Here is a 23044-nt window from a genome sequence, read left to right as displayed (position 1 = left end):
GGCAGGCCAGTGTAGGGGGCACGGTCGGGACATGGCTAGGACGCTGTTATCAGCACTCCGCTGCGCGGCGCCACAGCCGCGCAATATCCACCGCTCTCTCGCGCAACAAGCGCGGCGCCTCGCTGCAGGCCTGCTCCAGGCTCATCGGCCCGGACGGCAAGGCGAAGGCCGCATCCACGCCGTGGGTGTACATCTGCTCGTAGCCTTCACCCAGCGTGCCGGCGATGACGATCACCGGGACATGGTGTCGCTGGGCGATGCGCGCCACGCCGAAAGGCGTTTTACCGCGCAGCGTCTGAGCGTCGAAACGGCCTTCGCCGGTGATCACCAGGTCGGCGCCGCGTACCGCTTCGTCGAGGCCGACCAGTTCGGCGACGACCTCCACCCCCGCACGGAACTGCGCACCGAGGAAGGCCTTGGCGGCGAACCCCAGACCTCCGGCAGCGCCACTGCCTGGCTCGTCGCGCACGTCAGTGGGCAGGACCTTGGCGCAGTGGTCGGCAAAGTGGCCGAGGGCCGCGTCGAGTTGTTCTACCTGCTGCGCACTGGCGCCTTTTTGCGGGCCGAAAATCGCGGAGGCGCCATGGGGGCCGCACAGCGGGTTATTCACGTCGGCGGCGATTTCAAAGCGCACCTGGGCCAGGCGCGGGTCGAGGTGTTCCAGGCTGATCCGCGCCAGGCGCGCCAAGGCCAGGCCACCCGGTGCCAGGGCGTTATCCTCGGCATCGAACAACTGCACGCCGAGCGCCTGCATCGCACCTGCGCCGCCATCGTTGGTGGCACTGCCGCCAATCGCCAGGATGATGCGCCGGGCGCCGGCGTCCAGGGCCGCGCGGATCAGTTCGCCGGTGCCAAACGTAGTCGTGGAGCACGCGTCGCGCTGCCCCGGCGGCACCAATTGCAGACCGCTGGCCTCGGCCATTTCGATGAGTGCGGTGTGGCTATCGGCCAGCCAGCCCCAATGCGCATCCACTGTGGCGCCCAAGGGGCCTTTCACCGACTGGCGCCGCAGCTCGCCCTGGCAGGCGGCGAGTACCGACTCCACCGTGCCTTCACCGCCGTCCGCCATCGGGCATTGGACCAATTGCGCCTCCGGCCAGACCTGTGCCAAGCCTTCGGCAATGGCCTTGGCGACGCCTTCGGCACTCAGGCTGTCCTTGAACGAATCGGGGGCGATGATGATTTTCATGGGCTTTCTCCGGTTTTTATGACGCCCATGCTGCCAGTTGCCAGCGGCAATGACGCTGGTCCGATGCACAAGTACGAACCTGGCTTGTTGGTCATTCCGACAAAGTCTGGGGCAGCAACTGGACACCGAGGTACAGCGCGAGCATGCCGTCCAGGGTCAACGGGTCGACCCCGCTGAGTTCGGCAATGCGCTCCATGCGGTAGCGCAGGCTGTTGCGGTGAATGCCCAGCGCATCGGCACACGCCTGGCTTTGCCCGTCGTGTTCGCACCAACTGCGCAAGGTGGCCTGCAGTTGGCCGTTGTTGTCCTTGGCCAGCACTTTTCGCAGCGGGTTGAGCAATTCGTCCAGGGCATCGTCGTTGCGATGCCGCCAGAGCATCACCGGCAGGCGATAGCGGTTGAGGGTCAGCAGCCGCGAGTGCGGAAGTACGTCACGACCGTAGGCCAGCAAATCGCCCACACGCCGATAACAACGACGCAACCCCGCCAAACCATCGGCTTGCCCACCGACCGCCACCCGCAGGATATTCCAGCCCAGGCCCTGGAGCTTTTCCAGCAGGCGTGGATTGTCCACCTGTACCGCCGCGGGTCGGCACCACAGCAAGGAATACTGCGCGGAGCTGACGCACCAACTGTCTGGATAGCGCGACGTCAACCAGGCACTCAACGCCTCCGCCGTCTGCCCCGCACCCAACTCGAATAGATACGGCGTGCGCGCCATCTGCGGCTTGAGCCCCAGTTGCTGCGCCTCATCCACCAGACGCGGCGAGTCGCCGGTTTCGGCCAGCAGCAATGCCAGCAAATCGTCGCAGCGCTGGCGTCGCCATTGTTGCTCGGCTTGCTGATGACGGTGACTGACCAGCATTTCTGCCGTCATGCGCACCAGTTCGGCGTAAGTGCGCAGCCCCTCCGGTTCGCCGGTAATGCCGAGCACGCCGATCAGGCGCTGGTCGTGCATCAACGGCAGGTTGATGCCGGGTTGCACGCCCTTGAGGTGTTTGGCGGTCTGCCCGTCGATCTCCACCACCCGACCATTGGCCAACACCAGTTGCGCGCCTTCATGCCGCGTGTTGATGCGCTCAGGCTCGCCGCTGCCGAGGATCAGGCCCTGGCTGTCCATGACGTTGACGTTATGCGGCAGGATCGCCATGGTGCGATCGACGATATCCTGCGCCAGGTCATGATCCAGCTCGAACATGGGGCTAATTTCCTTGAAAGCGAAGGTTGTTCATCGGCACAGCGCAAAGGATGCTTCACTGTGCGCGAGCACAAAGACAGCACCCCGCCAGGTGGCCGAGACTCATTGGGCGATCAACGTTACCCGCGCATCGCGAAAAATCATAATAAAGAGAGACTCCCATGTCACAGAGCGCCGCTGCCCCACTGGCCACCGATGACGATAAAAACGCCATCTACAAGCGCATTACCTTGCGCCTGATCCCCTTCATTTTCATCTGCTACCTGTTCAACTACCTTGACCGGGTAAACGTTGGCTTCGCCAAGTTGCAGATGCTCGATGCGCTGAAGTTCAGCGAAACCGTATACGGCCTGGGTGCCGGGATCTTCTTTATTGGCTACGTGCTGTGTGGCGTGCCGAGCAACCTCGCGTTGACCAAGTTCGGTCCGCGGCGCTGGATTGCCTTGATGATGATCGTCTGGGGCGCGCTGTCCACCTGCCTGCTGTTCGTCACCACGCCGACGCATTTCTATACATTGCGCCTATTTACCGGTGCCGCCGAAGCCGGTTTCTTCCCCGGTGTGGTGCTGTATCTCTCGCAGTGGTTCCCGACGTTCCGCCGCGGGCGGATCATGGCGTTGTTCATGTCGGCGATTCCGGTGTCCGGCCTGCTGGGCAGCCCGTTTTCCGGCTGGATTCTCAACCACTTCGGCACCGGCCAAGGCGGCCTCGCTGGCTGGCAGTGGATGTTCCTGTTGCAAGGCATTCCGACCGTTATTCTGGGCGCCCTCGCCTACTTCCTGCTCAGCGACAGCTTTGCCAACGCCAAGTGGCTCAAACCGCATGAGCGTGCGGTGCTGGAAGCCGACCACGCCACTGACTTGGCAAACAAGCCGAAAACCACCACCGACTCCCTCGCCGAAGTGTTCAAGAACCCGGCGATCTGGGCGTTCGGCCTGATCTACTTCTGCATCCAGAGCGGCGTCTACGCGATCAACTTCTGGCTGCCGTCGATCATCAAGAACCTGGGTTTCAGCGACAACCTGATGATCGGCTGGCTCAGCGCGATTCCCTACCTGCTGGCCGCCGTGTTCATGTTGCTGGTGGGCCGCTCGGCTGACTTGCGCAAGGAGCGGCGCTGGCATTTGGTGGTGCCGATGTTGATGGGCGCTCTGGGCCTGGTGATCGCGGTGAATTTCGCCACCACCCCGGCCATCGCGATTCTCGGCCTGACCATCGCCACCATGGGCGCCCTCACCGGCCTGCCGATGTTCTGGCCGGTGCCCACCGCCATGCTCAGTGCGGGCGCGGCGGCAGGCGGCCTGGCGTTGATCAACTCGATGGGCCAGATGGCTGGCTTCCTCAGCCCGTATATCGTCGGTTTTGTGAAAGATGCCACCGGGTCCACGGATAGTGCGCTGTACCTGCTGGCGGCGGTGATCGTCGCCGGCAGTGTGTTGGCATTGCGTATGACCCGCACCCTCAAGGTCTGACACGGGCGTACAGGGGGGCAAGCCTGCTCCCACCTGTCATGCGGTGTTTACAACAAGCCGCCGCCGTTGATATCAATCACGGCGCCGGTCATAAAGCCATTTTCCATGGCCAGCACATACCCCGCCGCCACTTCGTCGGCCTGCCCGACGCGCCCTACCGGCAATGTGCCCCCCACGCTGGCAAACATCGCCAGGCGCTGCGCTTCGTCCAACCCGGCATACGCCGGCGTGTCGATCACGCCAGGGCAGATCACATTGACCCGACGCGGTGCCAACTCCTTGGCCAATTGCTTGCCCAGGGCTTCAGTCGCGGCATTGATGCCGGTCTTGATGAACTGGCCGGGCGCAAATTTGCGGCCGAGTTGGCCGGAAGTCAGGCTGATGCTGCCGTGCTCGTCGAGGAACGGCAGCGCCCGTTGGATCGCGCGCAATGAACCCCAGAGTTTGACGTTGAAATTGTCTTGGGCTTCGTCCAGGTCGGTGTCGATCAGGTTTTTGGCGCGCACTGACGGGCCGGCGGTATAGACCAGATGATCAAAGCGCCCCACGGCGTCGAACAGGCGTTGCAGGGAGGCGCTGTCGGTGACATCCACCGGTTCGCTGCGCACGCCGTTCTCAACGCCGGAGGACACCCGCCGTCCGGCCAGCACCACCTGTGCGCCATGCGCGGCTGCCGCCTTGGCCACCGCTGCGCCAATGCCACTGCTGCCGCCGATAACGACGACAGTTTTGCCGCTGAGAGAATGGGTCATGAAGAAATATCCTGCGTCAGAAAGTGAAGGTTCATCTTCCCAGCTTGGCAATCGGCGAAAAATCCCGGTAAAACGACAAGATATTTAAAGGATTTTTACAAATGAGCTCGATTCTCGACCTGGAAATCTTCGTGCGCACCGCCGACACCGGCAGCCTGTCGGCGGCCGCGCGCAGCCTCAGCCTCACGCCAGCCGCCGCGAGTATTGCGCTCAAACGCCTGGAAACCCGCCTGGGCATACGGCTGCTGGCGCGCTCCACCCGCAACATGCGCCTGACCGAGGAAGGCCGGCGCTACCTGGACAGTGTGCGCGTGGCGCTGGAAGCCTTGTCTGAGGGTGAGCAGGCGATCAAGCAACACGGCCAAAGCCTGAGTGGTTGGCTGCAATTGGCTGCGCCTTCGGATTTCGGGCGCAACGTGCTGTTGGGCTGGCTGGATGAATTCAAGCTGGAACACCCGAACATCCGCGTTCAGTTGTTGCTTAACGACAGTAACGCCGACCTGTTCCGCGAAACCGTCGACATCGCCCTGCGCTTCGGCGTACCCCGCGACTCCAGCCTGGTGGCGTTGCCGGTGGTGCCAGGCCACCGGCGCATCGCCTGCGCCAGCCCCGCCTATCTGGCGCGCCATGGCGCACCGAGCACGCCGGCACAGCTGACGCAACACAACACGCTGCGCTACATGCGCCAGGGACGGGCCAACAACACCTGGTACTTCCGCCAAGGCGCCGAGCTGCAGGAGGTCGACGTGACGGGCGACTATTTGAGCGACGACGGGGAAATCGTGCGGCGCTGGGCATTGGCCGGGCATGGCATTGCCTATAAAGCCAACCTGGATATCGCCAGCGACATCCAGGCCGGACGCCTGGTGCCGCTGTTGACCGACTGGCAGGGCGAACCCACGCCCTTCAACCTGATGTGCCCGCATCGCCTGCAAGTGTCGGAACGGGTGAAAGTGCTGCATCGCTTCCTCCAGGCACGTTGCCAGAGGCTGCTGAGCACATGAAGAAACACGCCCGGGGGCTTGTTCCAGAGCCTGCGAGTCTGGTATTGCATGGCACACGTTTTCCTGCCTTGAGGAGCTTTCCATGATTTACCGCACATTGGGCCAGTCCGGTTTGAAGGTCAGTGCCTTGACCTTGGGCACCATGATGTTTGGCGAACAGACCAACGCCGAAGACTCGCTGCGCATCATCGACAAGGCCTGGGACCAGGGCATCAACTTCATCGACACCGCCGACGTTTATACCGGCGGACGTTCGGAAGAGCTGGTTGGTGAAGCCATCGCCCGTCAGCGCCAGGACTGGGTGGTGGCGTCCAAGGTCGGCTTTGGCCCGCCGGACGGTTTGCCCAACCGCAGCGGTTTGAGCCGCAAGCGTATTTTCAACGCGCTGGAAGCCAGCCTTACCCGTCTCGACACGGATTACCTGGACATCTACTACCTGCACCGCGAAGACCACAACACCCCGCTGGAGGTCACCGTGTCGGCGATCGGCGACCTGATTCGCCAGGGCAAGATCCGTTACTGGGGCCTGTCCAACTACCGTGGCTGGCGCATTGCCGAAGTGATTCGCGTGGCCGAGCGCCTGGGCGTGGACAAACCGGTGATCAGCCAGCCGCTGTACAACATCGTCAATCGCCAGGCCGAGGTCGAGCAAATCACTGCCGCAGCCGCCTATGGCTTGGGCGTGGTGCCCTACAGCCCGCTGGCCCGTGGCGTGCTCAGCGGTAAATACGCACCCGATGTGACACCCGAGGCCGGCAGCCGTGCCGCACGCCAGGACAAGCGCATTCTGGAAACCGAATGGCGGGTGGAGTCGCTGCGCATTGCCCAGCAGATCCAGCAATATGCCCAAGGGCGTGGCGTGGGGATTGTCGAGTTCGCAATCGCCTGGGTACTGAACAACGCGGCCGTCAGCTCTGCGATTGTCGGGCCACGTACCGAGGCGCAGTGGGATGCCTACACCGGCGCGCTGGATGTGAAGCTCACGGCTGAGGATGAGGCATTTATTGACTCGCTGGTGACGCCAGGGCACTCGTCCACTCCCGGCTTCAATGATGTCGGCCATTTTGTCTCCGGCCGCATGTCGCTTACGTAACCCCCGGAAGATCGCGGCTCACTGCCCTCCCGCCGGGGGCAGTGAAAAATACCTGCATGAAACGCCCCAAAACAGAGCGCCGCTCTCACGCTAAAAGCACTATATTCCCCTGCTGAAATCCCCCTCTTTTGTATCCAACGGTTTTCGCGAGGACAGCGTGTCTAAAGGTGTTGTGTTATCGGTCTTGGCCTCGGTGCTGTTTGCCGTGATGTATTACTTCACGTCGCTGCTGACCCCCTTGAGTGGCCTGGAGATTTTCGGCTGGCGCATGTTACTCACCATGCCGTGCATGACGGTGTTCATGCTCGTCAGCGGCGAATGGCGACGGGCATGGGACGTGCTGCGGATGCTGGCGGCCAGGCCGCGACTGATTGGCGGCATCGTGGTGTCCTCGGCGCTGCTCGGCGCGCAATTGTGGTTGTTCATGTGGGCGCCGCTGAATGGGCGCAGCCTGGATGTGTCGCTGGGCTATTTCCTGCTGCCGCTGACCATGGTGCTGACCGGACGCCTGGTGTATGGCGAACGCCTGTCGCGGCTGCAACAGATCGCTGTCTTGTTTGCTGCCCTTGGGGTACTTAACGAGCTGTATCAGGCCGGTGGTTTTTCCTGGGCCACGCTGGTGGTGATCATCGGCTACCCGGTGTATTTCGTGGTGCGTAAATACCTGACCACCGACCATTTGGGCGGGCTGTGGCTGGACATGGCGCTGATGCTGCCGGTGGCGTGGTGGTTTGTGCAGAGCGGTGAACAGGGCTTTGTGGTGATGGAGGCCCACCCGAAGTTGTACGCATTGATTCCGATGCTGGGCGTCATCAGTGCCTCGGCGCTGGTGAGCTATATCATTGCCAGCCGTTTATTGGCATTCAGCCTGTTCGGGCTACTCAGTTATGTGGAGCCGGTCTTGTTGCTGGGGGTGGCGTTGTTGTTGGGGGAAGGTATCAAGGCGGGCGAATGGTTGACGTATATCCCGATCTGGCTGGCGGTGATGGTACTGGTGTACGAGGGCTTCAAGCACCTGGTGCGTCAGCGCAGGCCATGAGTGAACGAGCGGATGTCGGTGGTGGGGGCATCCATTCCCTCCGAGGCTATGTGGCGACTTAACCGATTCGCACCTGAGCCGTTGGTTGCTCAGGCGTGCCGAACTGCTTTTCCAGTAAGTCGGCCACGGTATTCAGTTGCTCCCTCCTTTTGCCGTAAATCGGGATGCTGCTCTGCACCTCATTGCCTATATCTTCCAAGGCGGCATCCATCACTTCTTTCTTAACGCCAAACAGATTGCCAAGCCGATTGTTTTGGTTCAGCTCAAGCAATGTCCCCGTGACCGGGTTCTTCGCGATTTTCTCGACCGAGTAAGCCACGTCTTCAGGAACGCCCAACTCTTTCAGCGCCGTCCCCAGGCCATGGCCAGGGTTTCTGAGCTGTTTGAGGAACTCATCGTAGAGCCCACTTCGATTATTGGCGCCCACATTGTCCAGGGCAACATTGCGCAGATTCGCGTTGTATCTCTCACGCGTCATCTTTACGAGCGGCTCGTTATTGTTCAGCCCGTTACGCACCAAGTACTGTCCGTCTGCGGCACCGCCATGCAGGTTGCCGTAAGCATCATAATTGTAAAGCACCTTATTTCCATCCGCGCGCGTCCCGACGTAGGTGGCCTTGCCGTCCGGCGACAGGTTGTAGAGCTGCGTATTGGTTAAGCCATTGACGGGCACCGGCGGGGTGCTGGCGTCTTTGTTCAGGCGCGTAAAGATGTCCCCCTTCTCATACGCATAGCTGCCGATCACCGCACGGGAATCGCCAGCGGCAAATTTTTCCAGCACCTGCTTGACCCGCTCCACTTGCTTTGGCGCCGCGTCACGGGCGAAGTGTGCAGCAAACTTGTCCCGCGCCTTTGGATCGCTGAGCGACGCCTTGTGCCAGGCCGTCATTTCCTCAGGGGTATTGAATGCGTGAAACGATTGGCCTTCTTTCTCCGGCAAATACATCAAAAAGTTCGGACCTTCGGCGGTCGCCGGCGTGCGCTTGACCATTACGAGGTCGTTGGATTGCGCGCCATCGACGGCGAAGGTAGACACCTGCACCCCAGGCGCTCCCGGCTTGTCGGGCCTGACGGCGGCATAAGCCAGCGCGCGCCCCCCGGTGCTCAGCGAACCGTTCTGGAACTCTGACTGCACACGGTCCATGTAGGTTTGAAACGCCAGGTCGACTGGGTCCGAGTCGCTGACCGAGCGGGTGCTGCGAGTGGACGCGACGGGCTGACTGTGCGTGTAAGGCGTAGACGTCTGTGGGTTTGCATAGGACGTATTGATCATAAAGAGGATCTCGGCGGCATGAATACTGAAGTACGGCATCCCTGCATCAAGGGGCAGGCTGTTTCCTGCGGTCCTGTCATCTTTGTGGGCGCTGGTCGAGATACGGTTCCGCACAAAAAAAGCCCGGCAGAGGCGACCTCTACCGGGCTTGTGGTGACGACAACGTGATCAGTCGGCGGTCAATACACCGCGACGCACCTGGTCACGCTCGATGGACTCAAACAGTGCCTTGAAGTTGCCCTCGCCAAAGCCATCATCGCCCTTGCGCTGGATGAACTCGAAGAACACCGGGCCCATCAGGGTTTCCGAGAAGATCTGCAACAGCAGGCGTTTGTCGCCTTCAATGGACGAGCCGTCGAGCAGGATGCCGCGCGCTTGCAACTGGTCCACCGGCTCGCCATGGTTCGGCAGGCGGCCTTCGAGCATTTCATAGTAGGTATCCGGCGGCGCAGTCATGAAGCGCATGCCGATTTTCTTCAACGCGTCCCAAGTCTTGACCAGGTCGTCGGTGAGGAACGCCACGTGCTGGATACCTTCACCGTTGAACTGCATCAGGAACTCTTCGATCTGCCCGGCGCCCTTGGACGACTCTTCGTTGAGCGGGATGCGGATCATGCCGTCCGGAGCGCTCATGGCCTTGGAGGTCAGGCCGGTGTACTCGCCCTTGATATCGAAATAACGCGCTTCACGGAAGTTGAACAGCTTCTCGTAGAAGTTGGCCCAGTAGGCCATGCGCCCGCGATACACGTTGTGGGTCAGGTGATCGATGACCTTGAGGCCGGCGCCGACCGGGTTGCGCTCCACGCCGTCGAGGTAGACGAAATCGATGTCGTAGAGCGAGCTGCCTTCGCCGAAGCGGTCGATCAGGTACAGCGGCGCACCGCCGATGCCTTTGATCGCCGGCAGGTTCAGCTCCATCGGCCCGGTTTCGATATGGATCGGCTGGGCGCCCAGTTCCAGGGCGCGGTTGTAGGCCTTTTGCGAATCCTTCACGCGAAACGCCATACCGCACACCGATGGGCCGTGCTCGGCCGCAAAGTAGGAGGCGATGCTGTTGGGCTCGTTGTTGAGAATCAGGTTGATCTCACCCTGGCGATACAAGTCAACGTTCTTGGAGCGGTGGGTCGCGACTTTGCTGAAGCCCATGATCTCGAAGATCGGCTCCAGGGTGCCGGGTGTGGGCGATGCGAACTCGATGAATTCAAAGCCCATCAGGCCCATTGGGTTTTCGTATTGGTCAGCCATGTTCGGCGCCTCTTCATTCTTGTGATGAACGGATGTCAATTGCCAGCAAGGATGAAGCAGGAGGGAGGCGCACACGAGAGACCTCGCACGCTACGGGCGAGGAAGTCACCAAAGATCAGGGGGGAGCCGAGTAGCTTCATGGTTACATCAGTCTCTGACGGCTGAGGCTTGCGTGAGCGCAAGTCCATATTCTTGTATGCGTAAACCGATTCTACACAGCGTAACAGTATTTGTCCGCCCTCTTATCAAATCCCCATTGGCCTGGCCGCAGCAAGGGGTTTGTTGCACAGGTAGATGCCAAGCAGGATCACCGCGCCGCCCAACAACATGGGTGGAGTCAGTTGCTCATCCAGCAACACCGCGCCGCAAATGACCGCGGTCAGCGGATTCAGGGCGATAAACACACCGGCGCGGGTCGCGCCGATTCGGCGAATACCGTCGTACCAGCCGATATAGGCCACCGCCGAGCCCACCACCCCGAGATACAACAGGCCGAGCAGTTGCGGCAGATGGACGGCGGCCAGCGCATTCAGAGTGATCCCGCCACTGATGAGGGTGGTGATCATCAGCATCCCCGTGCCCAGCAGAATCGACCAGGTGACCGTTTGCAAGGGGCCCAGGCGTTGGTTGAGTTCACGGGAACACAACGAGTACACGCCCCACCCCACCACGCAGCCGAAGATCAGCAAATCGCCGCGCCAGGCGTAGTCTGCCCCCTGCAACAGTTGGGGGTTGCGACTGACAATCACCGTGCCCGCGCCGGCCAGGCACAAGGCAATCCCCAGCCACCTGGCTGCACCCAGGCGCTCCTTGAACAGCAACCATGAAGCCACGCCGATCACCGCTGGGTTCAAGGCGACAATCAAGGAGGCTCGCGATGCATTGACGTAATGCAGGCCGTAAAAGAAGCACAGGTTGTAGAAAAGATGCCGAAAAAACCCAGCACGGCCAGACGCACGCACTGCCTGGCGTCTGGGCGACTCAGGCGCACGCGTGCGCAGGCCATAAAGACCAATAGCGCAACACTCGCCAATAGAAAACGCAGTGTCGCTGCCAGCAGCGGTTCTAGGTCGGCGGCCAGATAGCGGCCGGCCACGAAAGTCCCACCCCAGATCATGGTCACAGCGGCGAGCTTCAGGTAGGTCGAGTGGTCCGGAGAAGATGTCATCGGTGGGTTGCTCTGTGGCTTGCAGGATTGGCGTATCCTCCAGCTAATGATCAATCATCGTAAAATGAGTAAATACTCATGACTCTCACGCAATTGGAAATATTCTCCCGGGTCGCAGAACTGCAGGGGTTCACCAGCGCGGCCCATCGCCTGGGGATCAGCCAGTCCGCTGTATCCCACGCCATCAAAGCCCTGGAGCAAGAGCTGGGCGTCGAGCTATTTCGACGCCATCAGTCCCAAGTTGAACTCAGCGACATCGGCCGGCAACTGCTGATGCGCGCCCGCACACTGCTCGGCGTGGCCGACACCTTGCAGCAGGAAGCCTGCGACGCGCGCGGGATGAAGCGCGGCACCCTGCGCATCGGCTCTTTCGGCCCCACCTCATCCAATCGCCTGCTGCCGCGCATTTTAAAGCGCTACCGGATGCAGTATCCGGGCATTGAAGTGCATGTCGACGAAGGCCCGGATCGCCAGGTGATCCAATGGCTGGATGAGCGGCGTATCGATGTAGGGTTTGTAGTGTTGGAGCACGAACGATTCGATACGTTTGCGCTATTCAAAGACCAGATGGTCGCCCTTTTGCCCGCAGCCCACCCCTTGGCCGAACGCTCATGCGTGGCGTTGAAGGCGCTGTGCGCTGACCCGTTCATCCTCACTGAAGCCGGTTCGCTGGAGCTGGTCTCGCGACTGTTCGACACGGCTCGGCTGAGCCCGAAGGTGCGATATCGCTGCTCGCAACTGCTCAGCACCCTGGAGGCGGTGAGCCGTGGTGACGGCGTCAGCGTGGTGGCCCAGGCGTCGTTGCCCGAAACGCCGGATGCGCGCTACACCGTGCGTCCGCTGTCCCCGCCGGTCAGCCGCGAAATTGGCCTGGCGGTGCTGGATCAACGCCAGTCGACGCCTGCGACCCTGGCCTTCATTCGCGTAGCGCAGAGCGTAGATTTCTCAGCTGCGGCGAGCTTAATCGGGCCCGGCCATCTATCATCGAGTTAATCGTGTGCCGCCCGGCACGCCCCATCCCACGACAGACCGTCCGCCCCATGCCCCTGACCGTCAACGCCCCGCGAAAGCGCGCCACGCGCTATCTGATCACCGCGCTCAGCGCGCTGCTGCCGATCGGGGCGGGCGTGGTCATCCTGCATTGGCAGGCTGAACACACCCTGCAACAAAGTACCGCGCAGACGGCCCAGGAAGCCGTGCGCCAGTTCGACCTGATGCTCGACAACACTGCCCTCGCCGCCCAGGCGTTACTGCCGCTGGCCGGTCAGCCCTGTGACAACACGGTAAAGCTGGCACTGCGTGAACAGGTGACGCGCCGGCCGTTTGTAAGGGCGACCACCTTGTCCTGGCAGAAAAACATCTATTGCAGCTCCCTGTTCGGCGGTGGTTACGAATCACCGGTCAACCCGGACGATTATGTTGATGGGCGCTTGTGGTTGATGAATGGCAACCCGGTCACACCGGGTACCGCGCTGTTGGTATACCGCCTGGTCGACGGCGATAAAGGCGCATTTGCATCGATTGACGGCTATCACCTGAGCAACGCGCTGCGCCTGATCAGCCACAACGCAGAGCTCGTCCTACAGGTCGGGCCTCACTGGATGAGCGCTGACGGCAAGGTGCGCGACAGTGCGCTGCCGGTGTTTGCCGTGGCCCACCACCACCTGGCGTCCACGCGTTATGGCTACAGCGTCGACGCCGGCATGCCGGCCGGGGAAGTCTGGCGCTATCTGCAGGATCGTTACCCGGCGCTGTTCATCCTGGTGGGATTCTTTGGCGCACTGGCGGGTGCGTCGGCTCATTGGTTGCAAAAACGCTCGTCAGCCCCGACCCACGAACTGCACCGGGCCTTGGGTGCCAATGAGTTCATCGCCTATTTCCAGCCGGTGGTACGCGGCGATACGCGCGAGTGGGCTGGCTGCGAAGTCCTGATGCGCTGGAACCACCCCAAGGAAGGCCTGGTGCGGCCGGACCTGTTTATTCCACTGGCTGAGGACTGTGGCCTGATCGTGCCCATGACTCGCGCGCTGCTGCGCCAGACGGCGGCGCAATTGGCGCCGCATGCCGAGCGTTTCGCCCGCGGTTTCCATATCGGCGTGAATATCACCGCCCGTCATTGTCAGGACCTGGCCTTGGTGGAGGACTGCCGGGAGTTTCTCGCTGCCTTCACGCCTGGCCAGGTGATCCTGGTGCTGGAGTTGACCGAACGCGAACTGATCAAGCCTACCGACATCACCCGCCGCCTGTTCGATGCGCTGCACGAACTGGGGGTGATGATTGCAATCGATGACTTCGGCACCGGTCACTCCAGCCTGACCTACTTGCGTAACTTCAATGTCGACTACTTGAAGATCGACCAGAGCTTTGTCGCCATGATCGGTGTAGATGCACTCTCGCGGCATATTCTGGACAGCATCATAGAGCTCTCCGGCAAGCTCGACTTGGGCATCGTTGCCGAAGGCGTGGAAACAATCGAGCAATGTGAATACCTGGCAGCACAAGGCGTGGATTTCCTGCAGGGTTACCTGTTCGGGCGCCCGCTACCCTGCGATGAGTTCATTAAATCTCTGACCAGCCATTGAATAGCCATCTACCGCGCCGATGAAAGAGTGTTAATTAGCTAAAGACATGATTTACTCGTGGCGGATTAACTACTACAATTTTTCATACCTGTGCAGAACTCGCAGGAAGGCCTCTTTCTCGAGTCGCCTTACCGCTCTTGGCTTATAGCGTTATCTGCAGTTGATATCAGCCAAATACACTATTGGAGTAAATATTTTGTCCAGACTCGCCGAATTTCGCGCAGCAGAAAAAGCCCTTCAAGAGCAGCTTGCCCAGCTGGAATCCCTGAAGAACGACGCTGGCCTGAAGAAAGAAATCGAATTCGAAGAAAAACTGCAAGCGTTGATGAAGAGCTACGGCAAGGGCCTGCGCGACATCATTTCCATCCTTGATCCTAACCCAGGCAAGGCCGCAGCGAGCGCGACCGCACCAAAACAGCGCCGCGCGCGCGTGGTCAAGGTTTACCACAACCCGCACACCGGCGAACTGATCGAGACTAAAGGCGGCAACCACCGCGGCCTGAAAGCCTGGAAAGAACAGTATGGCGCCGCCACTGTAGATTCCTGGCTTCGCAGCTGATCGAAAAGGCATTTACAAAGAGCCCCGCAATAGCGGGGCTTTTTTGTTTAACGGTTCGAATGCGAACTTAAATAACATTTCACTTCGTTCAAAAATGTTGGGGACAGCGCCTTTCAAAGTTTCAGACTGTCGCGCACCGAACGGACTTCATCCTTGCTCGCTTCGTATGCTTGCGCCTGGCCCGCGTATGAAAAAACAAAGGCTTTATCGGTATCAACAGCGCCAACCAATGTTTGCGAGAGTACGTGCCGGCCGTTCTCGGTAATCACGCAAGTAGTTTCCAGCGCTTCAAGACGGCTCAATGTTGTAGGACGCATCTTGCTGCACACACTTTGATAGCCGCCCTGGGCAAAATCTTTCTGGATGGACTTGCGCATTTCCAGTAACACGCCCTCAAGATTGACCGCATGCCCGGCCTCGATCGGGGTACCCGTCAACTCCATGACCATCACTGTCGCGCCATTTTCATCATTCTTGATTGCCCGCTGCCGAGACACGTTTTGAGTGCTGGCTGGCGTCTCTTTGTCAGTGACCACTTCTTCGATTTGCCAGCCACTGGGCCAGTGGATTTCCGGTTCGGCCGCCAGCGCCAAGGGGCTACTCAACAGCAAACACAACGCGCTCAACAGCGGTGTACGACATTCGATCATTGCAAAAACACCCCAGGTTCAAGCGCCAAAGTTTGCGGCCCAGCCCCCGCGAGTCGCAAGGCCTGCGTGACCTTTTTCATTTGGCGCAGTGGGCGGGCCTTGCGTATCATGGCCCAGCTGCACGAATGCTTGCCGCAAGCCAAGGGAACGCACCTCTCATCTCACGCCGCGTTTGCCCCATTTTTTCTGGAGGGTCCATGAGCCTGCACGATCTGAACACTTTCCCGGGCGTCACCGCCCAACCTGACACCGCCACCTCGAACTTCGTGTTCAATCACACCATGTTGCGGGTCAAGGACATCACCAAGTCCCTGGATTTCTACACCCGTGTCCTGGGTTTCTCGCTGGTAGAAAAACGCGACTTCCCGGAAGCGGAATTCAGCCTGTACTTCCTGGCGCTGGTGGACAAGGCCCAGATTCCGGCGGACGCCGCCGAGCGTACCCAGTGGATGAAATCGATCCCAGGCATCCTGGAACTGACCCACAACCACGGCACCGAAAACGACGCCGACTTCGCCTATCACAATGGCAACACCGACCCACGTGGCTTTGGCCATATCTGTATTTCGGTGCCGGATATCGTGGCTGCGTGCGAGCGTTTCGAGGCCCTGGGTTGCGACTTCCAGAAGCGCCTGAACGATGGCCGCATGAAGAGCCTGGCGTTCATCAAGGACCCGGACGCTTACTGGGTTGAGATCATTCAGCCAGCGCCACTGTAAACATCCCAGGCCATAAAAAACCCCATGCTTACACATGGGGTTTTTCATTTCCGGGCCGGATTTTATGCTGGCGCCTAGCTACGGATCAGGTGATCAAAAGCACTCAGGGACGCCTTGGCGCCCTCGCCCACCGCAATCACGATCTGCTTGTACGGCACAGTGGTCACGTCACCGGCAGCGAAGATGCCTGGCAGTGAGGTTTCGCCACGTGCGTCGACAATGATCTCGCCACGGGGCGACAGTTCGACCGTGCCTTTGAGCCAGTCGGTGTTCGGCAACAAACCGATCTGCACAAAGATGCCTTCCAGGTCGATGGTCGTGAACTCGCCGTTGTCGCGATTCTTGTACACCAGACCAGTGACTTTCTGGCCATCGCCTTTAACCTCACTGGTCAGCGCGCTGGTGATCACGTCGACGTTAGGCAGGCTGAACAGCTTGCGCTGCAACACAGCGTCGGCGCGCAGCTTGCTGTCGAACTCAAGCAAGGTGACGTGGCTGACGATACCGGCCAGGTCGATGGCCGCTTCAACGCCGGAGTTACCGCCGCCGATCACCGCCACGCGCTTGCCCTTGAACAGTGGGCCGTCGCAGTGCGGGCAGAAGCACACGCCCTTGGCTTTGTATTCCTGCTCACCCGGCACACCCATTTCACGCCAGCGGGCGCCGGTGGCCAGGATCACGGTCTTCGACTTAAGCGTCGCACCGCTTTCAAAGCGAATTTCGTGCAAGTCACCGGCATTCTTCGCCGGCACCAGGCTACTGGCACGCTGCAGGTTCATGATGTCCACGTCATACTGACGCACATGGGCTTCAAGCGCGCTGACCAGCTTCGGCCCTTCGGTTTCCTGCACCGAGATAAAGTTCTCGATGGACATGGTGTCCAGCACCTGGCCGCCAAAACGCTCCGCCGCGACACCGGTACGGATACCTTTGCGCGCAGCATAAATAGCCGCCGCCGAACCGGCCGGGCCACCGCCGACCACCAGCACATCGAATGCCGCCTTGGCACTGATCTTCTCGGCAGCTTTTTCGATGCCGCTGGTGTCGAGCTTGGCGAGGATTTCTTCCAGGCCCATGCGGCCCTGGCCGAAGTTCACCCCGTTGAGGTAGACGCTTGGTACAGCCATGACCTGACGCTCATCGACTTCGGCCTGGAACAGCGCGCCGTCGATGGCCACATGATGGATGTTCGGGTTCAGCACGGCCATCAGGTTCAGCGCCTGGACCACGTCCGGGCAGTTCTGGCAGGACAGCGAGAAGTACGTCTCGAAGCTGAACTCGCCTTTGAGGGCGCTAATCTGTTCAATCACTTCGACACTGGCCTTCGACGGGTGGCCACCGACTTGCAGCAGGGCCAACACCAGCGAAGTGAATTCATGGCCCATGGGGATGCCGGCAAAACGCAGGCTGATATCGGCACCCGGGCGGTTGATGGAGAACGAGGGTTTGCGCGCATCGTCACCATCGGTTTTCAGGGTAATCAGCGTGGTGAGGCTGCTTACGTCCTGCAAAAGAGCCAGCATTTCCTGGGACTTCGCGCCGTCATCGAGGGAGGCGACGATCTCGATCGGCTGGGTGACCCGTTCCAGGTATGACTTCAACTGAGCTTTAAGATTGGCGTCCAACATACGGGCGATTCCTTTTGATTCGGTAAAAAAAACGCCCGAGCGAATCTCGCCCGGGCGTTTTTGAGGGCGGCTGCAGCTTACTTAGGTGCGGAATCCCGCCCTTGATGTGTCACAGACTTAGATCTTGCCGACCAGGTCCAGAGACGGAGCCAGGGTGGCCTCGCCTTCTTTCCACTTGGCTGGGCACACTTCGCCTGGGTGGGCAGCGACGTATTGAGCAGCTTTGATTTTGCGCAGCAGCTCGGAAGCGTCACGGCCAACACCGCCGTCGTTCAGTTCAACGATCTTGATCTGACCTTCCGGGTTGATCACGAAAGTACCGCGATCTGCCAGGCCGGCGTCTTCGATCAGCACGTCGAAGTTGCGGGAGATGGTCAGGGTTGGGTCGCCGATCATGGTGTACTGGATCTTGCCGATGGCTGGCGAGGTGTTGTGCCAGGCAGCGTGGGCAAAGTGGGTGTCGGTAGAAACGCTGTAGATCTCGACGCCCAGCTTCTGGAATTCGGCGTAGTTGTCAGCCAGGTCTTCCAGCTCGGTTGGGCAAACGAAGGTGAAGTCGGCCGGGTAGAAGAACACTACCGACCATTTGCCTTTCAGGTCAGCGTCAGACACGTCTACGAAGTTGCCGTTTTTGTAGGCGGTCGCTTTGAACGGTTTTACTTGGCTGTTGATGATAGGCATCGTTGACTCTCCGTCAGGGGTTAGTAAGTTGATGAGATGAATCCTACCCACTCTTGCGGCCGATGGCTCATTGGCAAACCTGATGCTCGCGATTGGCTTTCTCTATCAACTGACAGTATTAATAGAAGAAACCTCAAATCAGCGGCTGGGTGGCCAGGGTCATGCCAAGAAAGGGCGTCGCTTCAACATAGCGCATGGCGGATTTCATGTCGCTCCAGCCGACGTAACTCATCAACGACTTCAAATCCCAACCGCTGCGATGAGCCCAAGTGGCAAAGCCCCGGCGCAGGGAGTGGCTGGTGTATTGCTCGGCCGGGATGCCCGCGCGCTCCAGGGCCTGGCGCAACAGCGGGATCACGCTGTTGGGGTGCAACCCCGCCTCGCCCACGTTGCCCCAACGGTCAATCCCGCGAAACACCGGGCCGCGGACCAGCGCCGAGGCGCTGAGCCATTCGCTGTAGGCCTGCACCGGGCATAGCCGCAGCAATGCCGGGGTTTGGTAGGTCTTGCCAACGTTGTCGCGGTCGCTTTTGCTGCGCGGCAGGTACAGGCTGATGCCAGCCCCGGGCACGGCCTGAACGTGCTCGATGCTCAATCGGCACAACTCATCACTGCGAAAACCTCGCCAGAAGCCCAGCAGGATCAACGCGCGGTCACGTTTGGCGCGCAGCAGTCCGGCGGGGTCCCGGGCTTCGCTCGCCGCTCGCGCCTCTCCTTCCAGGCATGCCACCACCTGCTCCAGGTGCTTGAGCTGCAACGGCTCTGCCTGCTTCTCGCGCGCAGGGTGCACGGCGCGAATCCCCTTGAGCACCTTGCGCACGACTGGCGCCTTGGTCGGATCGGGAAAGCCCTGGCTCGTATGCCACTGCGCCAACGCTGAAAGCCGCAGCTTCAAGGTATTCACCGCCAACACCCCGGCATGCGCCACGAGGTAACGCGCCACGTTGTCGCTGGTGGCGGGCAGGAATCCGCCCCAGCTCACCTCGAAGTGCTCGATGGCTGCTCGATAACTGCGGCGCGTGTTATCGCGGGTAGCGGCGTTGAGGTAACGATCCAGATCGCTCATGAAGGCCTTTTCGTACTGCTGAGGGGCGTACTCACGGCTAAAACCGCGCTGACACGGGATAATACGCCAATATCCCATCTGTTAGATCATGATTTTTAACCGATGACTATTGGTGTTATAGTATGTATATACATACCATGTACCACAGTACTAAATCGACGGAGACCCCATGGCTCGTGGCGGCATAAACAAAGCAGTCGTTCAAACGGCACGCCTGGCGATCCTCGCCCGCGGCGAAAACCCCAGCATTGATGCGGTACGCATCGAAATGGGTAATACCGGCTCGAAAACCACGATTCATCGCTACTTGAAGGAACTGGACGAGAGTGAAACGCGGCAAACCATCACCGAAGCGCCCATCGACGACGAACTGGGCGAACTGGTGGCGCGGCTCGCCCAGCGCCTTAAAGACAAAGCCCAGGAGCCGATTGACCTGGCCGTGGCGAAATTTGAGCAACAGAAAACCGCCCTGCTCGGCCAACTCGAAACGCTGCAAACAGCCCATAAGCAACTGCAGCAGCAATTCGATATCCAGGCCGCGGCCCTAGCCGACGAAAGCGCGGCCCTGCAAACCGCCAGCACCAGCCTGCAGACCGAGCAAACCCGTAACGCCGGGCTGAGCCAGGCGTGCAGTGACTACGAGTTACGCATCAGCGACAAGGACGAACAGATTCGCTCGCTGGAAGATAAACACCTGCACGCTCGGGATGCACTGGAGCATTACCGCAACGCAATCAAAGAGCAGCGCGAACAGGAGCAACGACGCCACGAAGGCCAGGTGCAGCAGGTTCAGGCGGAACTGCGCCAGGCCCAGCAGAGCGCAATGGTGCGCCAGGACGAGATCACCCAGTTGCACCGCGACAACGAGCGCCTGCTGATCGAGCATCGAGTAACCGTGAAGGAGCTGGCGGCATTGCAGGAGCAAGTGCGCAAGGACCAGGCGCAGCAACTCAAACTGAGCGAACAATTGAAGCAGATCGACAGCGAACGCGCCCTGCTTCAGGAGCGCCTGCGGGTCGCGGTGCAGGAGAGCCAGTCGCGCCAAGCCGCGCTGAGCGAATTTCAGCAGACCAACAAGACACTGGAGCTGGACCTGATCAAGGCCCAGACCAGCATTGAGGCGTTGCGCCTGACGGTCGCCATTGCAGCAACCGCCGAGGCAACGGCCAGCACCTGATCAGTCGGCCACGGGCGTGCGCATGGTGACGAACTCTTCCGCCGCCGTCGGGTGTACGCCAATGGTTTCATCAAAGTGCTGCTTGGTCGCGCCCGCCTTGAGCGCGATCGCCAAGCCCTGCACGATTTCCCCGGCGTCCGGGCCGACCATATGGCAACCCAGCACCTTGTCGGTGTCGGCGTCGACCACCAGTTTCATCAGGGTCTTCTCCTGGCAGTCGGTCAATGTCAGCTTCATTGGCCGGAAACGGCTCTCGAACACGGTCACCTTATGGCCTTTGCTCTTCGCGTCCTCCTCGCTCAGGCCGACCGTACCGATGTTCGGCAGGCTGAACACCGCCGTCGGGATCATCGCGTAGTCCACCGGGCGATACTGCTCCGGCTTGAACAGGCGGCGCGCCACGGCCATGCCTTCGGCCAGGGCCACCGGGGTCAACTGCACGCGACCGATCACATCGCCAATCGCCAGGATCGACGATTCGGCGGTCTGGTACAGGTCATCCACCTCGACAAAACCGCGCTTATCGAGTTTGACCCCAGTGTTTTCCAGGCCCAGGTTATCCAGCATCGGCCGGCGGCCGGTGGCGTAGAACACACAGTCCGTTTCCAGCACGCGCCCGTCTTTGAGGGTGGCCTTGAGGCTGCCATCGGCTTGCTTGTCGATCCGCTCGATATCGGCATTGAACTGCAGATCCAGGCCGCGCTTGGTCAGTTCTTCCTGCAGGTGCTTGCGCACCGCACCGTCAAAACCGCGCAGGAACAGGTCGCCGCGATACAGCAAAGACGTCTGCGCACCCAAGCCATGGAAAATTCCGGCGAATTCAACGGCGATATAGCCACCGCCCACCACCAGCACGCGCTTGGGCAATGCCTTGAGGAAGAACGCTTCATTGGAACCAATCGCGTGCTCATGCCCCGGAATCTGCGGAATCTGCGGCCAGCCGCCGGTCGCGATCAGGATGTGCTTGGCCGTGAAGCGCTCGCCATTGATTTCCACCTGATGCGGATCGACCAGTCGCGCATGCCCTTCGTGCAGGGTCACGCCGCTGTTGACCAGCAGGTTGCGATAGATGCCGTTGAGGCGGTTGATCTCGCGGTCCTTGTTGGCGATCAGGGTCGCCCAGTCAAAGTTCGCTTCACCCAGGGACCAACCAAAACCGCTGGCCTGCTCGAAATCTTCGGCAAAATGCGCGCCGTAGACCAGCAACTTCTTCGGCACGCAGCCGACGTTCACGCACGTGCCGCCCAGATAGCGGCTTTCCGCCACGCCCACTTTGGCGCCAAAACCAGCGGCAAAGCGCGCAGCACGAACACCGCCGGAACCGGCGCCAATCACATACAGGTCAAAATCGTAGGCCATTTCACTCTCCTCGGCAGGCAATCAGCATACCGACTTAGTTGGGGCTGAAAAACGAAAAAGCCACCCGAAGGTGGCTTTCTCTCACAACAGACGGGCAACCGTGAATCAGTAAGCCTTGCCGGTCTTGTAGAAGTGCTCGTAGCAGAAGTTGGTCGCTTCGATGTAGCCTTCGGCGCCACCGCAGTCAAAACGACGACCTTTGAACTTGTAGGCGATCACGCAACCGTCTTTGGCCTGCTTCAACAGGGCGTCGGTAATCTGGATCTCGCCACCCTTGCCCGGCTCGGTTTCTTCGATCAGCTTGAAGATGTCCGGGGTCAGGATGTAACGACCGATGATCGCGAGGTTCGACGGGGCATCTTCAGGCGCTGGCTTCTCGACCATGTCACGCACGCGGATCAGGCCATCGCCGATATCGTCGCCGGCGATAACGCCGTACTTGTTGGTTTCTTGAGGATCAACCTCTTGAACCGCGACGATGGTGCAACGGTACTTCTGGTACAGCTTGACCATCTGGGTCAGCACGCCGTCGCCTTCCAGGTTCACACACAGGTCATCCGCCAGTACCACGGCGAACGGTTCGTCACCGATCAGCGGGCGGCCGGTCAGGATGGCGTGGCCAAGGCCTTTCATCTGGGTTTGACGGGTGTAGGAGAACGAGCACTCGTCGAGCAGCTTACGGATGCCGACCAGGTATTTTTCCTTGTCGGTGCCTTTGATCTGGTTTTCCAGCTCGTAGCTGATGTCGAAGTGGTCTTCCAGCGCGCGCTTACCACGGCCGGTAACGATAGAGATTTCATTCAAGCCGGCATCCAGTGCCTCTTCGACGCCGTACTGAATCAGTGGCTTGTTCACCACCGGCAGCATCTCTTTGGGCATGGCTTTGGTCGCTGGCAAGAAGCGAGTGCCGTAACCGGCTGCTGGGAACAAGCATTTCTTGATCATATGGGTCCTTACAAAGGGCTGTGCGTACGGAATTCGGCGCAGTCTAATCAGGCCGCAGTCACCTTACAATGGGTCCTGCTGGCGTTGCGATGTCATCATAGAGAAAAAATGTCCGCGTAAGTTCCGCTAATCCTACGAAGAGCGGCACAAACGGCACGACAAAAACAACGTTGCCCTCTGGTTTAAAATGGGCTGAGACCCTTTTAGCACGCTTTTGCGCCTCAAACATTGACCTGGAATAACTT

Annotated in this window: 20 protein-coding genes and 1 pseudogene; 9 read left to right on the top strand and 12 right to left on the bottom strand. The window is 60.2% G+C overall.

Annotated elements, in window-relative coordinates; translation table 11 throughout:
* Window positions 1-49: 49 nt before the first annotated feature.
* On the bottom strand, window positions 50-1189 hold the full coding sequence (locus ACS5Q8_RS14010) for a glycerate kinase (RefSeq protein WP_465160325.1): 1140 nt from the start codon (window positions 1187-1189) through the stop codon (window positions 50-52).
* Window positions 1190-1280: 91 nt separating this feature from the next.
* Window positions 1281-2387, bottom strand: coding sequence for a sugar diacid recognition domain-containing protein (locus tag ACS5Q8_RS14005; RefSeq protein ID WP_276192917.1), 1107 nt, complete (start codon window positions 2385-2387; stop codon window positions 1281-1283).
* A 161-nt stretch (window positions 2388-2548) separates the two neighbouring features.
* On the opposite strand from ACS5Q8_RS14005, the gene ACS5Q8_RS14000 reads away from it, so the two are divergent.
* Window positions 2549-3859 carry an MFS transporter gene (locus ACS5Q8_RS14000; RefSeq protein WP_426099753.1) on the top strand — a complete coding sequence of 437 codons (1311 nt, stop codon included), beginning with the start codon at window positions 2549-2551 and terminating at the stop codon, window positions 3857-3859.
* A gap of 47 nt (window positions 3860-3906) precedes the next feature.
* Here the strand turns inward: ACS5Q8_RS14000 and ACS5Q8_RS13995 are convergent, their stop codons facing one another.
* Window positions 3907-4611 (bottom strand): SDR family oxidoreductase, encoded by a 705-nt coding sequence (locus tag ACS5Q8_RS13995; RefSeq protein WP_443699496.1) that lies wholly within the window; start codon window positions 4609-4611, stop codon window positions 3907-3909.
* 101 nt (window positions 4612-4712) lie between these two features.
* Here ACS5Q8_RS13995 and ACS5Q8_RS13990 point away from each other — a divergent pair, with 101 nt between their 5' ends.
* The 3 genes from ACS5Q8_RS13990 (at window position 4713) to rarD (ending at window position 7747) form a co-directional block, all read left to right on the top strand.
* Entirely contained in the window at window positions 4713-5615 is a 903-nt protein-coding gene (locus ACS5Q8_RS13990; protein WP_276192914.1) for a LysR family transcriptional regulator, read from the top strand.
* Between the two features lie 82 nt (window positions 5616-5697).
* Window positions 5698-6708 carry an aldo/keto reductase gene (locus ACS5Q8_RS13985; RefSeq protein ID WP_276192913.1) on the top strand — a complete coding sequence of 337 codons (1011 nt, stop codon included), beginning with the start codon at window positions 5698-5700 and terminating at the stop codon, window positions 6706-6708.
* A gap of 157 nt (window positions 6709-6865) precedes the next feature.
* Window positions 6866-7747 carry an EamA family transporter RarD gene (gene rarD / locus ACS5Q8_RS13980; RefSeq protein ID WP_276192912.1) on the top strand — a complete coding sequence of 294 codons (882 nt, stop codon included), beginning with the start codon at window positions 6866-6868 and terminating at the stop codon, window positions 7745-7747.
* 58 nt (window positions 7748-7805) lie between these two features.
* Here rarD and ACS5Q8_RS13975 read toward each other — a convergent pair whose 3' ends face one another.
* From ACS5Q8_RS13975 to ACS5Q8_RS13965, 3 genes and pseudogenes are all read right to left on the bottom strand, one after another.
* Window positions 7806-9059: a dermonecrotic toxin domain-containing protein gene (locus ACS5Q8_RS13975; RefSeq protein WP_465160324.1), complete on the bottom strand. Its 1254-nt coding sequence runs from the start codon at window positions 9057-9059 to the stop codon at window positions 7806-7808.
* Window positions 9060-9188: 129 nt separating this feature from the next.
* Window positions 9189-10265, bottom strand: a complete 1077-nt coding sequence (hppD, locus tag ACS5Q8_RS13970; RefSeq protein WP_465160323.1) for a 4-hydroxyphenylpyruvate dioxygenase — start codon at window positions 10263-10265, stop codon at window positions 9189-9191.
* Between the two features lie 245 nt (window positions 10266-10510).
* Window positions 10511-11433, bottom strand: a pseudogene (locus ACS5Q8_RS13965) (DMT family transporter).
* Between the two features lie 78 nt (window positions 11434-11511).
* Between ACS5Q8_RS13965 and ACS5Q8_RS13960 the strand changes: the two are divergent.
* The 3 genes from ACS5Q8_RS13960 to ACS5Q8_RS13950 all read left to right on the top strand — a co-directional run bounded on the left by ACS5Q8_RS13960 (window position 11512) and on the right by ACS5Q8_RS13950 (window position 14574).
* Window positions 11512-12426: a LysR family transcriptional regulator gene (locus ACS5Q8_RS13960; RefSeq protein ID WP_276192907.1), complete on the top strand. Its 915-nt coding sequence runs from the start codon at window positions 11512-11514 to the stop codon at window positions 12424-12426.
* 47 nt (window positions 12427-12473) lie between these two features.
* Window positions 12474-14015 carry an EAL domain-containing protein gene (locus ACS5Q8_RS13955; protein WP_465160322.1) on the top strand — a complete coding sequence of 514 codons (1542 nt, stop codon included), beginning with the start codon at window positions 12474-12476 and terminating at the stop codon, window positions 14013-14015.
* A gap of 196 nt (window positions 14016-14211) precedes the next feature.
* Complete coding sequence (locus ACS5Q8_RS13950; protein ID WP_247402038.1) at window positions 14212-14574, top strand: histone-like nucleoid-structuring protein, MvaT/MvaU family; 363 nt, start codon at window positions 14212-14214, stop codon at window positions 14572-14574.
* A gap of 113 nt (window positions 14575-14687) precedes the next feature.
* On the opposite strand, the gene ACS5Q8_RS13945 is transcribed toward ACS5Q8_RS13950, so the two are convergent.
* Window positions 14688-15224, bottom strand: coding sequence for a DUF4946 domain-containing protein (locus ACS5Q8_RS13945; RefSeq protein WP_465160321.1), 537 nt, complete (start codon window positions 15222-15224; stop codon window positions 14688-14690).
* A 197-nt stretch (window positions 15225-15421) separates the two neighbouring features.
* On the opposite strand from ACS5Q8_RS13945, the gene gloA reads away from it, so the two are divergent.
* Entirely contained in the window at window positions 15422-15943 is a 522-nt protein-coding gene (gene gloA / locus ACS5Q8_RS13940; protein ID WP_276192904.1) for a lactoylglutathione lyase, read from the top strand.
* A gap of 74 nt (window positions 15944-16017) precedes the next feature.
* On the opposite strand, the gene ahpF is transcribed toward gloA, so the two are convergent.
* The 3 genes from ahpF to ACS5Q8_RS13925 form a co-directional block, all read right to left on the bottom strand.
* Window positions 16018-17571 (bottom strand): alkyl hydroperoxide reductase subunit F, encoded by a 1554-nt coding sequence (gene ahpF / locus ACS5Q8_RS13935; protein WP_276192903.1) that lies wholly within the window; start codon window positions 17569-17571, stop codon window positions 16018-16020.
* A 117-nt stretch (window positions 17572-17688) separates the two neighbouring features.
* Complete coding sequence (ahpC, locus tag ACS5Q8_RS13930) at window positions 17689-18252, bottom strand: alkyl hydroperoxide reductase subunit C (RefSeq protein ID WP_276192902.1); 564 nt, start codon at window positions 18250-18252, stop codon at window positions 17689-17691.
* 133 nt (window positions 18253-18385) lie between these two features.
* Complete coding sequence (locus ACS5Q8_RS13925) at window positions 18386-19318, bottom strand: site-specific integrase (protein WP_443696058.1); 933 nt, start codon at window positions 19316-19318, stop codon at window positions 18386-18388.
* 169 nt (window positions 19319-19487) lie between these two features.
* Between ACS5Q8_RS13925 and ACS5Q8_RS13920 the strand changes: the two genes are divergently transcribed.
* Window positions 19488-20495, top strand: coding sequence for a DNA-binding protein (locus ACS5Q8_RS13920; protein WP_276192900.1), 1008 nt, complete (start codon window positions 19488-19490; stop codon window positions 20493-20495).
* Here ACS5Q8_RS13920 and gorA read toward each other — a convergent pair whose 3' ends face one another.
* Together gorA and galU are read right to left on the bottom strand one after the other, a co-directional pair.
* Entirely contained in the window at window positions 20496-21854 is a 1359-nt protein-coding gene (gene gorA / locus ACS5Q8_RS13915) for a glutathione-disulfide reductase (protein ID WP_276192899.1), read from the bottom strand. It abuts the gene before it with no gap.
* A gap of 105 nt (window positions 21855-21959) precedes the next feature.
* Window positions 21960-22799, bottom strand: coding sequence for a UTP--glucose-1-phosphate uridylyltransferase GalU (gene galU, locus ACS5Q8_RS13910; protein ID WP_003212579.1), 840 nt, complete (start codon window positions 22797-22799; stop codon window positions 21960-21962).
* Window positions 22800-23044: the final 245 nt, after the last annotated feature.

The sequence above is a fragment of the Pseudomonas sp. PAMC25584 genome (assembly GCF_058135675.1).
The sequence above is the reverse complement of the archived record's forward strand: the minus strand, read 5'-3'. Positions and strand labels throughout refer to the sequence as shown.

What these genes read in the sequence shown, in the direction of transcription:
- ACS5Q8_RS14010 (WP_465160325.1), bottom strand. Translation starts at nt 1,189, where the DNA reads ATGAAAATCATCATCGCCCCCGATTCGTTCAAGGACAGCCTGAGTGCC.
- ACS5Q8_RS14005 (WP_276192917.1), bottom strand. Translation starts at nt 2,387, where the DNA reads ATGTTCGAGCTGGATCATGACCTGGCGCAGGATATCGTCGATCGCACC.
- ACS5Q8_RS14000 (WP_426099753.1), top strand. Translation starts at nt 2,549, where the DNA reads ATGTCACAGAGCGCCGCTGCCCCACTGGCCACCGATGACGATAAAAAC.
- ACS5Q8_RS13995 (WP_443699496.1), bottom strand. Translation starts at nt 4,611, where the DNA reads ATGACCCATTCTCTCAGCGGCAAAACTGTCGTCGTTATCGGCGGCAGC.
- ACS5Q8_RS13990 (WP_276192914.1), top strand. Translation starts at nt 4,713, where the DNA reads ATGAGCTCGATTCTCGACCTGGAAATCTTCGTGCGCACCGCCGACACC.
- ACS5Q8_RS13985 (WP_276192913.1), top strand. Translation starts at nt 5,698, where the DNA reads ATGATTTACCGCACATTGGGCCAGTCCGGTTTGAAGGTCAGTGCCTTG.
- ACS5Q8_RS13975 (WP_465160324.1), bottom strand. Translation starts at nt 9,059, where the DNA reads ATGCCGTACTTCAGTATTCATGCCGCCGAGATCCTCTTTATGATCAAT.
- hppD (WP_465160323.1), bottom strand. Translation starts at nt 10,265, where the DNA reads ATGGCTGACCAATACGAAAACCCAATGGGCCTGATGGGCTTTGAATTC.
- ACS5Q8_RS13960 (WP_276192907.1), top strand. Translation starts at nt 11,512, where the DNA reads ATGACTCTCACGCAATTGGAAATATTCTCCCGGGTCGCAGAACTGCAG.
- ACS5Q8_RS13955 (WP_465160322.1), top strand. Translation starts at nt 12,474, where the DNA reads ATGCCCCTGACCGTCAACGCCCCGCGAAAGCGCGCCACGCGCTATCTG.
- ACS5Q8_RS13945 (WP_465160321.1), bottom strand. Translation starts at nt 15,224, where the DNA reads ATGATCGAATGTCGTACACCGCTGTTGAGCGCGTTGTGTTTGCTGTTG.
- gloA (WP_276192904.1), top strand. Translation starts at nt 15,422, where the DNA reads ATGAGCCTGCACGATCTGAACACTTTCCCGGGCGTCACCGCCCAACCT.
- ahpF (WP_276192903.1), bottom strand. Translation starts at nt 17,571, where the DNA reads ATGTTGGACGCCAATCTTAAAGCTCAGTTGAAGTCATACCTGGAACGG.
- ahpC (WP_276192902.1), bottom strand. Translation starts at nt 18,252, where the DNA reads ATGCCTATCATCAACAGCCAAGTAAAACCGTTCAAAGCGACCGCCTAC.
- ACS5Q8_RS13925 (WP_443696058.1), bottom strand. Translation starts at nt 19,318, where the DNA reads ATGAGCGATCTGGATCGTTACCTCAACGCCGCTACCCGCGATAACACG.
- ACS5Q8_RS13920 (WP_276192900.1), top strand. Translation starts at nt 19,488, where the DNA reads ATGGCTCGTGGCGGCATAAACAAAGCAGTCGTTCAAACGGCACGCCTG.
- gorA (WP_276192899.1), bottom strand. Translation starts at nt 21,854, where the DNA reads ATGGCCTACGATTTTGACCTGTATGTGATTGGCGCCGGTTCCGGCGGT.
- galU (WP_003212579.1), bottom strand. Translation starts at nt 22,799, where the DNA reads ATGATCAAGAAATGCTTGTTCCCAGCAGCCGGTTACGGCACTCGCTTC.